Source organism: Streptomyces albus subsp. chlorinus (assembly GCF_013302895.1).
Classification (GTDB): Bacteria; Actinomycetota; Actinomycetes; order Streptomycetales; family Streptomycetaceae; genus Streptomyces; species Streptomyces chlorinus.
Genome location: NZ_VJOK01000001.1, coordinates 5855836 through 5871198 on the forward strand (window position 1 = coordinate 5855836; position 15363 = coordinate 5871198).

General features: G+C 73.8%; 14 protein-coding genes. 5 read left to right on the forward strand and 9 right to left on the reverse strand.

Going from position 1 to position 15363, the window contains the following annotated elements; genetic code table 11:
• The gene (locus FM076_RS25435; RefSeq protein WP_243274635.1) at positions 1–372 is read right to left on the reverse strand and encodes a hypothetical protein; all 372 of its coding nucleotides are present in this window, start codon (positions 370–372) and stop codon (positions 1–3) included.
• Positions 373–560: 188 nt separating this feature from the next.
• Here FM076_RS25435 and FM076_RS25440 point away from each other — a divergent pair, with 188 nt between their 5' ends.
• The 4 genes from FM076_RS25440 (at position 561) to FM076_RS25455 (ending at position 2563) form a co-directional block, all read left to right on the forward strand.
• Entirely contained in the window at positions 561–1403 is an 843-nt protein-coding gene (locus FM076_RS25440) for a helix-turn-helix domain-containing protein (protein WP_173873243.1), read from the forward strand.
• Positions 1385–1594, forward strand: a complete 210-nt coding sequence (locus FM076_RS25445) for a DUF397 domain-containing protein (RefSeq protein ID WP_173873244.1) — start codon at positions 1385–1387, stop codon at positions 1592–1594. The genes FM076_RS25440 and FM076_RS25445 overlap by 19 nt, the downstream gene beginning before the upstream one ends.
• 18 nt (positions 1595–1612) lie before the next feature.
• A complete protein-coding gene (locus tag FM076_RS25450; RefSeq protein ID WP_173873245.1) occupies positions 1613–1906 on the forward strand; it encodes a DUF397 domain-containing protein in 294 nt (97 codons plus the stop codon).
• A gap of 171 nt (positions 1907–2077) precedes the next feature.
• Positions 2078–2563 (forward strand): peptidase inhibitor family I36 protein, encoded by a 486-nt coding sequence (locus FM076_RS25455; RefSeq protein ID WP_173873246.1) that lies wholly within the window; start codon positions 2078–2080, stop codon positions 2561–2563.
• Here FM076_RS25455 and FM076_RS25460 read toward each other — a convergent pair.
• From FM076_RS25460 to FM076_RS25495, 8 genes are all read right to left on the reverse strand, one after another.
• Positions 2542–4287 (reverse strand): AMP-binding protein, encoded by a 1746-nt coding sequence (locus FM076_RS25460; protein ID WP_173873247.1) that lies wholly within the window; start codon positions 4285–4287, stop codon positions 2542–2544. The two genes, FM076_RS25455 and FM076_RS25460, sit on opposite strands and share 22 nt — an antisense overlap.
• A complete protein-coding gene (locus tag FM076_RS25465) occupies positions 4284–6293 on the reverse strand; it encodes a CoA transferase (protein WP_173873248.1) in 2010 nt (669 codons plus the stop codon). The genes FM076_RS25460 and FM076_RS25465 overlap by 4 nt, the downstream gene beginning before the upstream one ends.
• Positions 6290–7174: a class I SAM-dependent methyltransferase gene (locus FM076_RS25470; protein ID WP_173873249.1), complete on the reverse strand. Its 885-nt coding sequence runs from the start codon at positions 7172–7174 to the stop codon at positions 6290–6292. Before FM076_RS25470 ends, FM076_RS25465 begins: the two co-directional genes overlap by 4 nt.
• 14 nt (positions 7175–7188) lie before the next feature.
• On the reverse strand, positions 7189–8781 hold the full coding sequence (locus FM076_RS25475) for an AMP-binding protein (RefSeq protein ID WP_173874998.1): 1593 nt from the start codon (positions 8779–8781) through the stop codon (positions 7189–7191).
• A gap of 11 nt (positions 8782–8792) precedes the next feature.
• Positions 8793–10136 (reverse strand): FAD-dependent oxidoreductase, encoded by a 1344-nt coding sequence (locus FM076_RS25480; protein ID WP_173873250.1) that lies wholly within the window; start codon positions 10134–10136, stop codon positions 8793–8795.
• Positions 10133–11128, reverse strand: a complete 996-nt coding sequence (locus tag FM076_RS25485) for a UbiA family prenyltransferase (RefSeq protein ID WP_173873251.1) — start codon at positions 11126–11128, stop codon at positions 10133–10135. The genes FM076_RS25480 and FM076_RS25485 overlap by 4 nt, the downstream gene beginning before the upstream one ends.
• Before the next feature lie 359 nt (positions 11129–11487).
• Entirely contained in the window at positions 11488–12582 is a 1095-nt protein-coding gene (locus FM076_RS25490; protein WP_173874999.1) for a DegT/DnrJ/EryC1/StrS family aminotransferase, read from the reverse strand.
• Between the two features lie 59 nt (positions 12583–12641).
• Positions 12642–13871 (reverse strand): DegT/DnrJ/EryC1/StrS family aminotransferase, encoded by a 1230-nt coding sequence (locus FM076_RS25495; protein WP_345945218.1) that lies wholly within the window; start codon positions 13869–13871, stop codon positions 12642–12644.
• A 259-nt stretch (positions 13872–14130) separates the two neighbouring features.
• On the opposite strand from FM076_RS25495, the gene FM076_RS25500 reads away from it, so the two are divergent.
• The gene (locus tag FM076_RS25500) at positions 14131–15261 is read left to right on the forward strand and encodes a Gfo/Idh/MocA family protein (RefSeq protein WP_173873252.1); all 1131 of its coding nucleotides are present in this window, start codon (positions 14131–14133) and stop codon (positions 15259–15261) included.
• Positions 15262–15363: the final 102 nt, after the last annotated feature.

Below are 15363 nucleotides of genomic sequence, written 5' to 3' on the forward strand. Positions count from 1 at the left end.
TCACCGGCCCGCGCCCCGCGCGATCACGGCGGCCAGCGCGAACGCCACGGGCGCGGAGCACACGCCGAGGTGGATGAGCGCGTACCGCGTCGCCCTCGCGGCGTCGGCCTCGGCGTCGCCGCCCTGACCGTTCCCGGCTCCCTCCCCGTCCCTGTCCGCGTCTGCACCCTCCACCGCGTCCCGCCACGGCGTGCGGACGTCCATCGCGGGGAGCTGGATGCCCGCGCGGGTGAGGGCGTCGGCGAGGGCGTCCCGGGCCTCGACCGCCTCCCGGACCTTCGCGGCGCCCGCCGGGGTCCGGCCCTCCGTCCACTCCCGCAGTCCGTCGGACGACGAGAAGCGGCTCGGGTCGTGGGGGTGGTGCTGTGTCATGGGGGCCTCCTGCGCGGGTCGTTCCGCGCTGTTCGTTCTGCCGTTTCGCTGACCCGGGCCACATGCGTGAACTACCGTGCGTGACTGGGGTATTACGAGAATGCGCCCCGGTGCGGCCGTGCGCCCGAAGCAGCCCGGTGTGGTTCTTCGCAGGCCCGCACACGTTCCACACCTTCCACGGAGGCACCATGCCGACGAGACGAGCGGTCACCGGCCGCAGCCGCGAGCCGCGAGCGCGGTTCGCCGAGGAGTTGCGCGCGTTGCGAGCCCGGCGCGGCGACAGCCTGCGCCAGCTCGGAGAGAGACTCGGCTGGGACTGGTCCCTCTTCGGGAAGATGGAGAAGGGCGAGACCCTGGGAGGGCCCGAGGTCGTCGCCGCCCTCGACACCTACTACGGCACCCCCGGCCTGCTGCTGGCCCTGTGGGAGCTGGCCATCAACGACCAGACCCAGTTCCGTGAGCGCTACCGCCGCTACATGGCGCTGGAGGCGCAGGCCACCAGCTTGTGGCACTTCGCGGTGAGTTTGCTGCCTGGTCTCTTGCAGACCCGGGGCTACGCGCGGGAGGCGCTGGTTGCGGGTGGCTTCAAGGGCGAAGAGCTGGAGCAGCAGGTGGAGGCACGCATGAGTCGGCGCTCCTTGTTGGAGGGCGACGACGCGCCGCCATTCCGCACCATCCTCTCGGAAGCAGTACTTCGTACTCCTCTACAGGACCGGGACGAGTGGCGGGCACAGCTAGAAGACCTGTGCCAGTCCGCCGACCGAGGCAATGTGACCCTCCACGTGTTGCCGTTCAGCTCCGGATTTCACGGCCTGACGAACGTGGACGTGATGTTCCTGCGCTTGGTGGATGGTCGTACTGTGGGGTACGTCGAGAACGACCATCGCGGTGAACTGGTCGAAGAAACGACAGCCGTTGATCGCTTGCAGCTCAAGTACGATGCCCTGCGCGACAGGGCCTTGAGTCCTAGTGAGTCGCGGAAGGCCCTACTGCGTGTTTTGGAGGAAGTACCGTGCGACCCCTCGACCTGAGCGGCATCACCTGGCGCAAGAGCAGCTACAGCAACACTGACGGGGGCCAGTGCTTGGAGGTCTCCGACGACTTCGCCACCGTCGTCCCCGTCCGCGACAGCAAGGACCCGCACGGTCCCGTGCTCACGTTCCCGTCAACCCGGTGGGCCACTTTCGTGGCGGCCCTGAGGGAAGGCCAACTCGACGCCTGACTGCGGAAAGGACGTGTCATGCGTTCTCCCGACCCGAGCATTCTCGCCTGGCGCAAGAGCAGTTACAGCAACTCCGACGGCGGCCAGTGTGTCGAGGTCTCCGACACTCCGGTAGCCGTGCCCCGCGCGACGTGGCGCAAGAGCAGCTACAGCAATCAGGACGGTGGCGAGTGTGTCGAGGTCTCGGACGACTTCGATGTCGTCGTCCCTGTCCGCGACAGCAAGGACCCGCACGGTCCCGTGCTCACGTTCCCGACCGCAGGGTGGGATGCGTTCGTGTCGGCCCTCAAGGGGGGCGCGCTCAGGCGCTGACGTGGAGCGGGCTCGTCAACCACAGCGGTAGCCCCCGGGGGACAGGTGCCCCGGGGGCTACCGCGTCGGGTGGACGCGGAAATCAACCTGTGCTGGATGTCCACCGTCCCCGCGCTCCGTAGCGTGTGGGGCGTGCCGAGGAATCGGCGCGGAAACGGGAGGACACATCTGATGAAGGTCATGCACAAGGCCGGCATCGCGTTCGGCGCGGGTGCCATGGTCGTCGGCGGGCTGACCACCCTGCCGGCGCAGGCCGCGCCCAGCGATGCCAAGGTCGCCGCCTACATGGCGGAGGTGCCGAACGGCAAGAAGGTCAGCGACAACGAGGTCGCGTACGAGGGCGGCAAGGTCCGGGTGCTGATGTCCGCGACCCGGGCGTCGTGCCCGAGCGGCTGGTACTGCGTGTGGGAGCACAGCAACTGGCGCGGTGCCATGGCCAAGTGGAGCACCACGGCCGCGCACTGCAAAAAGTTCAAGTTCACCAACTACTGGAAGAACAAGGTCTCGTCCTTCTGGGCGCGCGGTGGCTGCGAGGACCGCAACTACTTCCTCAAGGACCAGAAGAAGTACCGGCCCGACCCGTTCGAGTACTTCGACGGCAAGATGGCGTACGTCCGCTACAACGACCGCTACGACTACGCGTCCAAGGGGCTGTAGGACAGTCCCTCCCGTCCCTCACGGACGGACCGGGCCGCCCACCCCGCCAGCGTCGTGCGGCACACCTTGCCCGTCGGGCCCAGCGGCATCCGCGGGACCTGGAGCAGGTGTTCGGGGAGTTTGCGGCGCTCCAGGCCGCGGGCGGTCTCCAGGTAGGCGGTGAGATCCTCCAGGGTGAGCGGCGGGGCGCCCGGGGACCGGCGGACGCAGGCGCAGAGGCGTTCGCCCAGGTCGGGGTCGGGGACGCCGACACAGGCGGCCTCGGCCACCGACGGGTGGGTGCCCAGTTCGCGTTCGACCTCGGCGGGGGAGATGTTGTAACCGCCGCGTACGACGATCTGCTTGAGACGTCCGAGGACGTGCAGGCGGCCGTGCGCGTCGAGCCGGCCGAGGTCGCCGGTGCGCACCCAGCCGTCCCGGGTGCGGTAGCGGGCGTCCAGGTCGGGGGCGGCGACGTAGGAGAGCGGGGTCATCGGGCCCCGGGCGAGGATCTCGCCCGTCTGCCCGGCCGGAAGGACGCGGTCGGGGGCGGCGGGGTCCGCGATGCGGATGTCCGCGACCCTCGGATCGGGGCGGCCCGCGCAGGTGCCGTCGCCCGCCGTCGTATGGCAGTTCACGCCGTCCGAGGAACCGTAGACGGTGCGGACGGGGCGTCCGAAGCGGGCGCGGCACGCCTCGGCCGTCGTCCGGGGGAGGGCCGCCCCGCTGGAGACCAGCGCCCGCAGCCCGGTGAAGTCCTCGCCCGGCAGCGGCGGGCGGTCCGCGAGACGGCGCAGCATGGCCGGCACGCCGAAGACATGGGTGGGGCGGTGCGCGACCAGCGCGCGGAGGGCGGCGGCCGGGTCGAAGGCGTCCTGGAGCAGCAGCGTGCCGCCCAGCGCGGCCACGGTGACGTAGGAGCCGAGCGAGCCGAAGGAGGAGGCCAGCGAGACCAGCACGAGGCTGCGCATCGGACCGTCCCCGTCGTGCAGGGCCCGGACGTAGCGGGCCCGGCCGCCCGCCATCGCGTTGTGGGAGTAGGCGACCATCTTCGGCTCGGCCTCGGAACCGGAGGAGACGAGGATGCGCACCGGTGCCTCCGGATCGAGGGAACGGGGCCGGAAGGGCGCCACCCGGAGCGGTGCCGTGAGGGAGTGCACCGTGCCGCTCCCCGCCCCGGCGACCGCCCCCGGCTCGGCCCCTGGCACGGCCCCTGACATGTCGTCGCAGGTGAAGACCGTCTCCAGGTGGGGCAGCCGGGCCCTGGGCACCGCGTCCTCGGCGCGGGCCACGATCAGCGCCCGCGCCCGGGAGCGGGCCAGCAGCCCGGCCGGTCCCCGGTGGCCGGGTCCCGGCGGGTAGGGGAGCGCCACCGCGCCGACGGCCGCGACGGCGAGTTCGGCGGCCACCGCCGTCCGCCCGTTGGGCAGCCGTACGGCGATGATGTCGCCCTCGCCCAGTCCGTGCGCCGCGAGCCGGGCCGCGAAGCGGCGGACCATGCCGTCGAGGGCGGCGTAGTCCACCGTGCCCGCCGGATCGATCACCGCCGCCCGGCGCGGGTGGGCGCGCACCCGCGCGGAGAAGAGGGCGTACACGTCCTGGCCCGGGCAGTGGCCGTCCCGGACCCAGCCGCGGCGCAGCGCCTCCGGGACGAGATCGGGGACGCGGACGCCCGCGTTCGAGGTCCAGGCGCGGTGTGCGGTGCGCGGGGCGTGTGAGGTGTGCGGAACACGAGTACGGGTCACAGGAACTCCCAGGGGGTGACGGGCCGGACGTATCCGTTCGAGCCGGGGCTGCCGCTGCCGCGCTCGGCCGCCCCGGGGGCTGCCGCCCCGGGGGCCGCCGTGCTGGAGGCCGCCGTGCTGGGGCCTGGCCTTTCGGGGTTTACGGTGCCGGGACCGGCCGGATTCCGGTCCGCCGTTCCCGGTGCGGCGCCGGGGTCGGCCCCGCCGCGCTCCACGGCGGCCTCGAAACGCGGGTCGGTGGCCAGCCGGGCGAGGTCGGTGCACACGGGTACCGCCGTCAGCCCGGCCCGGGCGAACCGCGCCGTCCACTCCGCGGTCGTCGCCTCGCTCATCCGGGTGGCGAGGGCGTCCGCACACGTGGCCGCGTCCGCGCCGATCACGTCGGCGACCCGGTCCGGCAGCCGGCGCGCCGCGTCCGCCAGCCACAGATGGCCGTCGGCGGTGGCGAGGGGGCGGTCCCACGGACCCCAGTGGGCGCGTGTGCGGGGCCGGGGAACCACCGAGGCTGCGGACAGCAGCGAGGAGTCCACCCGCACGGCCCGGCCGGTCCGGGCCCGCACCAGCAGCGCGGCCAGCACCGCCTGGGCGCAGACCAGACCGCCCAGCACGTCGGTCAGCGTCATCAGCGAGGGGACCGGCGTCTCGTGGGCGGGCCGGACGGCGGCGGCCAGCCCGCTGTGCGCCTGCACGAGGAAGTCCGTGCCCACGGGCGGCGCGGGCCCCAGCAGGTCGCCCCAGCCCGAGGCCCACGCGTGGACCAGGCGTGGCCGGCCGGCGCACAGGTCCTCGGCGTCCAGGCGGAACCGCGCGGCCTTCCCCGGCGCCCAGTTGTGCAGGAACACGTCCGCGTCACCGGTCAGTTCGCGGACGGTGCGCCGCCCCGCCGCCGTCGTGATGTCCGCCTCGACGACGGTCTTGCCGTCGTTGAGCGCCCGGAACCGGGCCGAACACGCCCCCGCCAGCGGCGGCATGCCCCGCATCGGGTCGCCGCCCGGCGGCTCGACGCGGACGACCTCGGCACCCAGCAGCCGCAGCACGTGCCCGGCCAGCGGCCCCTGCACCCGCCGCGTCGACTCCACGACCCGCACCCCGGCGAGCGGAAGCGGACCGGCACCGGCCGGCCCGCCCCCGGCCCGGGCGATCCCGTCCCCGGCCCGAGTGATCCCGCCTTTGGCCCAAGTGGCGCCGCCTCCGGCGTGTTTGCCGCCGGGCCCCGCCCACGCGGTGCCGTGCCCCGGCCCCGCGGTCCCGCCTCCCACCGGACCGAGCGTCCACGGCCGGGGCGTCTCCCCGGGTGCCGGATCCTGGCGTACGGGCAGCACGTCCGCGCCGGACCGGGCCGCCGCGGCACTGATCGTCGCGTACGGCAACCCGCCCACGAGCCGGTGGAGTTCTTGGGGCAGCGGGCAGGTGGCGGTCGCGAAGCGCTGCTGGAACGGGGTCCAGCCGTCGCGCAGTGCGGTGCGGGAGGCGCCGAGCCGCTGCCAGAAGCCCAGCCAGCGTTCGGCGTCGAGCGCTTCCAGCTCGAAGGCCACACCGTCGGCGGTCACGAACGCGCGGTGGCCCCCGTGCTCGGCGGAGCGGCGCTTCCGTCCGCACTCCTGTTCCGTGCCGTCCCCGGTGGCCGTGGCCGCCGCCAGGTACTGCGTGACGCTGAAGAGCGCAGCACGGCTCACCGAGGTGCGCACCCGCGCCGGGTCGCCGCCGGCGAGCCGTCCCAGCAGCACGGCGCAGACGCCCTGCGCGGCGAGCACGCCCGCCACCGTGGCGGCGTAGTCCACGGCCAGTGGGGTGGGCCGCCCGGCGGCCCGGCCGTGCACCTCCATCAGGCCGCAGGCGGCCTGCACGGACCGCTCGTCCGCCAGGGGCAGGTCCACCGGATCCGCCCAGTCGATGCGGTACGGCACGCCGGCCGTGCCAGGCTCGTCGACGAGCGCGAGGAGGCGCGCGGCCACCTGGTGCGCGGCCTGCGGGAGCGGGCGGACCCGCGGCGGGCTGGAGGTCACGCGGCGGCCCCCCGCCCCGGACGCCGCCCCTGCACGGTGTAGAGCACACTGGAGGCGGCACGGAACGACGGATCGCGCATGAGGTCCCGCACCCGCGAGAGCTGTCGCGGCGTCAGCCCCTCGGCCAGCAGCCGCTCCTCCAGCTGGTAGGTGTGGTTCAGCTGGAGCCGCAGGCCCGGCGAGTCGGCGGTGCGCAGCTCGATGCGGGGGCGTACGTCGATGTCCGTCAGCCCCGCGTGGCGCAGCGCCGACGGCACCTGCCGGCCCCAGTGCGGGTCGCCTCCGGCGGCACGGAAGACGGCGCACTTGGCGGCGAGGAACGCCTCGTAGTCCCGCGCCGACTCCTCGTCCGGGGTGAGCAGCGGCGGCTCGTAGGAGGTGTCGAACTCCTCGATGTGGAGCAGCCCGCCGGGCGCCAGCGCCCGCACCAGCTTGGCCAGCACCTCGACCCTGTCCGGCACGTGCTGGAGGACGAGGCGGGCCACGATCAGGTCGTAGGCGGCCTCCGGGAGCGGGTCCCGCGACACATCGTGGGTGAGTGTCGTCAGCCCCGGGCGCGGGGCGATGTGCTGGGGCGCAAGGTCGGTGGCGGTGACATGGCCGCCCGGGGCGGCGCGCTCGGCGAGCCAGTGCGCCACGGTACCGCCCCCGGCCCCGATCTCCAGGCACCGCCAGCCCGGCCCGACACCGGCTGAGGCCAGGCGGTCGAACGTCGCGGCGTCGTAGGCCGCCGCCAGCCAGCGGTACTGCTCGCTCCGGTGCGCGGCCCCGGCCTCGGCACCGGAAGCGGTACCGAACGCGTAACCGGGTGTCTGCGGGGGCGTCTGTGCGGGTGCGCGCGGGGGCGTCTGCAAGGGGGTGTGCGAGGGTGCCTTGCCCATGAGGGTGTGTCTCCTTACGTCCACCGGCCGGAGCCGGCCGTCCGTGCGCTGCCGGTGAGCTGCCGCAGCAGCGCCGTGCGCCTCACCTTTCCCGTACCGGTGCGCGGCACCTCGTCCCAGGTGAGCGCCACCGGCTCGCCCAGCGGCGGCAGGTCCCGCACGGCCAGGTCCCAGGCGGCCCGGTCCAGCACGCCGTCCTGCGTGACGACGACCGGCAGCGGCGGGCGCCCTGGCGGGTTCAGCAGCACGCACTCCGCGATCTGGGGCAGCCGGTCCTCCAGCAGGTCCTCCGCGCGCAGGCAGCTCAGCAGGGGAGTGCGGTCCACCTCGCGGTCGAGCAGCTCCACCGTGCCGTCCCCGCGCCGCAGCCCGAGGTCACCGGTGTTCCACCAGGCGCCGAGCTGCTTGGCCGCCCAGCGGTCGCTCTCCCCGACGTACCCCGCGGCAAGTGCCGCCGTCCGCGCCAGGACGAGCCCCGCCTGCCCGCGCGGCAGGGGCCGGAAGGTGTCCGGATCGACCACCCGCAGCCGCGTCTTGCCCGGCACCGGCCGCCCCACGTCGCGGCTGCCGCCCGCCACGGCGTCGTCCGCGGCGGACCGCCGGGTGTGGAAACGGAAGGTGAGCGGCCCCGTCTCCGTCTGGCCCCAGCCCTGCATCCACAGCGGGGAGCGCCGCGCGCTCGCCCGCAGATAGGCGCGCACGGTCGGCGGGTGCACGGCGTCATAGGTGCTGATGAACAGCCGCACCCGGCGGAAGGGGTTGTCCAGCCGCCGGGTCAGCGGTTCGAAGCGCACGTACGACGCCGGAAGCGCCTCCATGACCGTGGGCGGGTGCGCCCGCAGCACCGGGTCGGCCAGGTCGGGATCCTGGCCGGTGACGATGGCGATCTCGGCCGGGTCCAGGCACAGCGCGCTCGCCGTCCAGCAGAACGTCCTCCCGTGCGCGTAGGAGCTGGCGTTGACCAGCGTGTCGTCGCGCCGCACACCGATGCGCGGGTAGCGCACCGTCTCGAACCTGGCCAGCTTCCCGACGAGGGTGCGCGTCGAGTGCGCGACCAGTTTCGGCACCCCGGTGGTGCCGGAGGTGTGGTTGACGACCAGCGGCTCGTCGTCGTGCCGGCGGTACGGGGGCGGCGCCGGTGCGTCCGCCACGTCGTCCAGGCCCAGGACGCCCGGGGCACGGCCGTCGGCGTCCGGGGCACGGCCGTCCAGCAGCAGCGTGACCGGTGCCGCCTCCAGGGCGTCCGCGGCACCCAGCTCCTCCCACACCTGGCGGGTGGTGACCAGCAGCGCCGGTGACAGCCGCCGCAGCAGCGTGAGCAGCCACTGGCGGGGCAACTGGGCGGACAGCTGCGCCGGTACGGCACCGATACGGACGGCCGCGCAGGCGAGCACGTCGTAGTCCCAGTGGTTCGGCTTGACGACCGCCACCCGGTCCGAGGGCCCCGCCCCGGCGGCGGCGAACCACCCGGCCGCCCGCCGCACCAGTGCGGCGAGTTCCGGAACGGTGTAGCTGGTGGCGCTTTCCGAGGCGATGTCGAAGGGCCGGTCGAGGTGGACGCGGGTACGCACCCTCCGCGCGGCGCACTCCTCGAACAGCACCCCCATGTCGTGCGGTTTCACCGGGTCTCCTTCCGGCCGAAGCGGGACAGCACGCGGGAGGCGGCCAGCGCCCCCGCCCGGACGGCGCCCTCACTGGCGGGCCGCAGCGTGATCCAGTCACCGGCGTACTCCACCGGCCGCACGGCACGGTGCGCGAACGCCCGGCGGTGGTGCAGGGCGCGCGGAGTGGCCTCCGGCAGGCCGTGCGGGAAGGCGTGCACGAAGGTGTCCGTGCACGCCTTCCGCAGCCCGGGGACGTACCGGCGGGCGGCGGCCACCAGACGGGCGGCCACCTCCTCGTCCGGCGCGCGGAGCAGCTCGGGGACGCGCGCCGGGGCCGCCATCAGGCTCAGCAGCCCCTTGCCCGCCGGCGCCCTGCCGGGATGCTTGGCGTGGTCGACGACGATGCCCGAGAGCACGCTCTCCTCCACCGCCGGAGTCAGCAGGACGTACACCGGCCTGCGGGACGGCGGAGCCAGCGGCCTGTCCAGCAGGCAACTGACCTTCAGCACCGGCGTGAAGGTGCACGACGACAGGAACGGCAGCTCGTCCTCGGGGGCGTTGGCGTGCAGCCGCAGCGCCTCGGGAGCCGGAACGCACAGCACCACCGCCCGCGCCCGCACCTCGCCGTCGGCCAGCCGTACCCGCGCCGACTCCGGCTCGGTGACGACCTCGTGCACCTCGGCGCCGGTGACCACGTCCAGGTCCTTGGCCAGCCTTCGGGCCAGCAGGTCCATGCCGTCGCGGTAGGTGCCCCAGCTCTCCGTGGTGCCCACCGACAGCAGCAGACTCAACAGTGGGGCGGCGGCCGCGCGTTCGGTGCTCCAGCCGAAGAAGTTCCCGGCGACCGGCTGGAACAGGTAGTCGTGCAGGTCCGGATGGTAGCGGTGGGCGAACTCCCGTACCGTCGCCGCGCCCACCGGGGTCCGCTCGGGCCGGTCGCCGTCGAAGGCACGGCGGCGGCGCCCGGCCCACGCCGTGAACCGGAGCAGGTCGAGGCGGGCGCGCGGGGACAGCCCGGGACCGGTCAGCGGCGCGGACCGCGACGCCACACCGGGACGGGCGCGGCCCGCGCGCCACACACCGATGGACGCGCCGATGGACGGCACGTCCTCGTCCCGCACCCCCAGCCGGCGCAGCAGCTCCCAGGTGGCCCGGTAGCCGTGCCGGGGAATCTGCTCGGCTCCCTCGTCCACGGTGTAGCCGGCGTGCCGGAAGCTGTGCATCCGGCCGCCCACCTCCGCCCGCCGCTCGAACACCCGCACCTGGAGCCCGGCCCGGCGCAGTTCGTGCGCGGCCGTCAGACCGGCCACGCCCGCGCCGACCACCACGGCGTCCAGGTCACACGCCGCCCCGCTCACGCGGCCGCCTCCGCGCCGTGCAGCAGCCCCGCGCAGATCAGCAGTACGGTGCTGACCCGGTGCACCACGAAGCCCTGCCTGCGGGCGCGCATGATGTCGCCCCCGCCGAATCCGCCGCCCCCGCCGAACCCGGTGAGGTACTGGCGGGCCCGCAACGCGGTCACCGGCAGCATCAGCGCCACGAACCACCACGGCGCCACCCCGGTCGCACTGCCCGCGGCGCCGACCAGGAACTCCGCGGCGGACAGCGCCCCGATGAAGACGGCGTTGCCCCGCGCGGAGACCAGACAGGCCACCGTGGGCCGTCCCACCGCCCGGTCCCCGGGGATGTCGTTGGTGTTGGAGTAGACGCCGAACATCAGCGGCCCGAACCCGAACAGCACCCCCAGGATCAGCACGAACCCCGAGAAGCGGCCCGCGGCCAGCCCGTAGGGCGCCAGCACCAGGGCGACACCCAGCGCGACCAGGAAGACCTCCTGGAAGCCGCGATAGCTGATCTTGACGCCGTACGAGTACTGGAGCGCCGTCACGAACAGCACCGGCACCAGCGCCAGCGTCCAGCCGGGGCGGTGCGGGGCGACCACGACGGCGGCCGACCACAGCGCGGCACCGCCCGCCGCGGTGATCCAGGCGAAGGCGAGCGCCTCCCGCATCGACAGCGTTCCGGCGATCAGCGGTTTGCGCAGCTTTCTGCGCAGTGGGTCGTTCGGCCCGTAGTTGGCGGCGTCACTGCCGTCCCGGTAGCCCGTGACGTCGTCCAGGGCGACCATCGCCATCACCACCAGCACCTCGCCCACGAGGAACAGCGCCAGCGTCCAGACCGCCGCCGCGCCGAACCGGGACAGGGGCAGCAGCGCCGCCGAGAGCGCCACCGCGATGCTGGGGTAGTAGTCGTAGACATCGAGCTTGCCGAGCCGCGCGAAACTGCGCGCCTTGCTCTCCGGGCGCGGCCCGGTGGCCGGAAGGGACCCGGACTGGACGTGCGTGGTCATCGCTCCGCTCTCCTTGGGTTGCGGCCGGTACGGGCCGGCGGGTTTCTGGTCGGTGGTCGGTCGTCGGTGGTCGGTCGGGGCTCGGTCCGGTGCTCGGTACGGGCCGTACGGGGTCGGCCGGTGCCGGTACTTGAGGGGCGTGTGCTCCTTGAGGGCGTGTGCTGGTGAGGCGGGGGCGGGTGCCGCGGTGGTACGGGGTGGTATGGGCGCGACGGCGGTACGGCGGTGGGCCCGGCAGTGGGCCGGCCTGTCGCCGGCCCGGTGGCCCCTGTGCCCCATCACCCCTGCGCTCCGGCGCCGTTTCGACCCCGGGCCTCCCGGAACCGCCGTTCCGGCTCCTCGGAACGGCGGTCCGCCGCTCAGAGCCGTCGGCCGGGCGTTCCGGCGCCGCGCCGGGCGAAGTCGCAGACCGTGTCGGCGACGAACTCGACCTGTGCGTCCGTCAGATGGGGGTGGACCGGCAGCGAGAGGATGCGCTTGCTCGCCCGTTCCGCGTGCGGCCAGCGTCCGCCGGGCTCGGTGAAGGGCGCGAACGCGGACTGCCTCGGCAGCGGCAGCGGGTAGTACACATGCGTGCCCACGCCGCGCTCCGACAGATAGCCGCGCAGCGCGTCCCGCTGGTCGGCCAGCAGCGTGTAGACGTAGAAGCAGCGGCCCTCCCGGCCGCGCGGCGGCGGCACCACGCCCCGCTCCACCAGGGGTGCGAACCGCTCGGTGTAGTACGCGGCGATGGCGGCGCGCCGCTCCAGCCGCCCGGCCAGCCCGGGGAGCCGGCGCAGCTGGAACGCGGCCTGGATCTCGTCGAACCTGCTGTTGTGGCCGATCATGTGGTGCACGAACCGGCGCCGGCCGTCCTGCCCGTGGTTGCGCAGCATCCGCACCCGGCGCCCGATCTCCGCGTCCCGCGTCACCACCACGCCGCCCTCACCGGGCATCCCGAACGTCTTGACCTGGACGAAGGAGTACACGCCCGCCTCTCCCCACAGCCCGGCCGCCTTCCCGCGCAGCACCCCGCCCTGCGCGACGGCCGAGTCCTCCATCAGCCGCACCCCGTGTTCCCGGGCCAGTGCGGTGAAGGCGGGCATGTCCGCCATCACGGAGAACATGTGCGCGGGCATGAGGGCCTTGGTGCGCGGGGTGACGCGCCGTGCCGCGTCCGCCGGGTCCGCGACCATGGTCCACGGATCGATGTCGGCGAACACCGGTCTGGCCCCCAGGTGCACGACCGAGGCCGCCAGCGGTGCGCAGCCGAACGCCGGCACCACCACCTCGTCGCCGGGCCCGACGCCCAGCGCTGTGAGCGCCAGCACCAGTCCGGAGGTGCCGCTGCCGCAGGCGACCACGTCGGCGGCGCCCAGCGACCGGGCCAGCTCCTCCTCCAGCGCACGGGTGTACTCGCCCAGGATGAAACGCTGTTCGGGTGCCGTGCCGACGTCGCGGATGATCTCCAGCATGGCCGCGCGGTCGTCGTCGAACACGTCCGGCTGGAAGAAGGACAGGGGTTGCTGTGCTGTCACGTCGGCTTTCCCGTGTAGAACTCGCGGATGGCGTCGCAGACCAGGTCCACCTGGTGCGGCTCCAGGTCCGGGTAGAGCGGCAGGGCGAGGGCGCGTGCGCTGGCGGCCTCGGCACGCGGGAAGTCGCCCCGCGTGTGCCCGAGATCGGCGAAGCACGGCTGGAGGTGCAGCGGCGTCGGGTAGTACACCTCCGTGCCCACGCCGCGCCCGGTCAGGTGCTCCACCAGCCGGTCGCGGTCGTCGGCCTCGATCAGGTAGACGTAGAAGACCGCCGTCGACACCCCGGCGTCGGTCGGGCGCGGCACGACCCGGGGGAGACGGGTGATTCCGGGGACGCCGCGCAGCCGCTCGGTGTACGCGGCGGCCAGTTCGGCCCGGCGCTCGATGTCGGCGTCCAGGCGGGTCAGCTTCGCGGAGAGGACCGCCGCCTGGATGTCGTCCATCTTGCTGTTGAAGCCCGGGACGTCGGTCTCCGTGGAGATGGCGGAGAAGTCACCGAGGGTCGGCCCGAGGCGGCCGTGGTGCCGCAACGCGCGGATTATTCCCGCCACTTCGGGATCGTCGGTGAGCACCGCGCCCGCGTCACCGAGCGCCCCCAGGGTCTTGCTGGGGAAGAAGGAGAGGACGCCGCCCTTGCCGTGCAGACCGGCGTGCCGTCCGTTCTGCCGCATCCCGATCCCCTCGGCGCTGTCCTCCACCAGCGTCAGCCCGCACCGCGAGGCGACCGCGCCGAGGGCGGCCATGTCGGCCATCTGATGGAACAGGTGCGCGGGCAGCACGAAGCGGCTCGCGTGGGTGACGGCGGACTCCAGGCAGGCCGCGTCCATGGCGTACGTGACGGGGTCGATGTCCACGAACTCCGGGCGCCCGCCCGCCAGGACGACCGCCGAGGCGGTGGCCACGAACGAGTAGGCCGGCACCAGCACCCCCTCCCCGCGCTGGAGGCCGCAGGCGCGTAACAACAGCATGAGCGCGTCCGTGCCGCTGTTCACCCCGACGGCGAACCGGGCGCCCGTACAGGCGGCCAACTCCTGCTCCCACGCCGCCACCTGACGGCCGTGCGAGAACTTCCCTGCCGCGAACACTTCATTGACGCGCTCTTCGATGAGAGGCCACAGCACCTTGAAGGTCGCTGCCTGGGAGAAGAACGGGACGGCTTCCGGATCGCTGCGTGGACCCGAAGGCCGCCCCGTGACTTCGGAGATTCCTCCGAAAGACACTGCCACCCCAAAAAACTTGACGCGAACGGCGGATTGCAAGCGATGCGAGGCATACCCCGGCGCATCGGCGGCAACCACCGGCGCCCCCACGTTCACTCGTGCCGGTATGACTTCACCGATCTGACTTGACCGCTCTTCATACCGGCGGTCACAGTCTGACGCGACCTTTCGACCCCGTTACACCTGCAAGGAGCCAGGGGCATCGGACCACCGGTGCCCCCCCGTTCCCGGTGCCTGGGTCACCCATGCCGTCTGGCGGAGGACAATGCGCCCCCTCATCGTCGGTTTAGGCCGCTCCGGAGCCGGCCTGCACCTCAAGGCCCTCACCACCCTCCACACCCTCCACACCCGCCACGGCGCCGCGCGTGACGGCGCCCGGCGTGACGGTGCCGCGCGTGATGGCGCCCCGGGCGACGGTGCTCCGCGCGACGGTGCCCCGCCGCTCACCTGGCCGCCGCTCGCCTGCGACCCCCGCCCCGAGGCGGCCCGCGGCCTCACCGGTGTCACCGTCACCACGTCACTGAAGGCCGCGGCGTCGCTCACGGAGCCGCGGGACACGGTCGTCCACCTGTGCACCCCGCCCTCCACCCGGACCGGAGTCCTCACCGAACTGGCCGAACTGGGTTTCACCCGCGTCCTGGTGGAGAAACCCCTCGCGGGCGACGTGGACCAGCTCGACGCCGTCGTGCGCCTGCGGGAGGCCCACGGGCTCGATCTGACGGTGGTCGCCCACTGGCTCGCCGCCGGACTCACCCGGCAGCTGCGGCACCTGGTGGCCGGCCGGCGGCTCGGCACGCTGCTCGCCATCGACGTCGTCCAGCACAAGCCCCGCTTCAGCCGCACACTGGCCACCCACGGACACCCCACGGCGTTCGACGTGGAGGTGCCGCACGCGCTCGGCGTCGTCCTGGACCTGGCCGGACCCGCCGAACTGGTGACGGCGCACTGCGGCGACATGGTCTGCGACAGCACCGTCGTCCCCCGTATGGGCAGCGCGGCGCTCACCCTGCGCCACCAGAACGGCGTGCGCACCGAGATCGTCTCCGACCTCACCTCACCGGTGCGGCAGCGCAGCTTCACCCTCCGCTTCACCCAGGGCACCGCGACGGCCCACTACCCGGTCAGCGACCGCGACGACCACGCCCAACTGATCCTCACCGGCGCCGTGGAGGCCCACCGCACGTTCCGCGACGACGCGCTGGCCGCCTTCCTGCACGACACCTACCGGCGGTTCGCCCAGGGACGCGTCGCGGACTTCGCCCTCCACCACACCGTCGCCCGGCTGCTGTGCGAGGCCAAGTCCCGCTGCCACGGCGACGACGGGCACGCCCGCACCACGGCGGCCCCCCGGACCACGGCAGCACACCCCCCGAGAAAGGACGCACATGCCGGCTGACGGGAACCGGGGCCAGGACACCTCGGACCAGGACGCACCGGGTCGGGGCCTCATGGGTTGCGATACCCCGGCCCGTGGCACCCCGGTCCAGAACACCCCGGG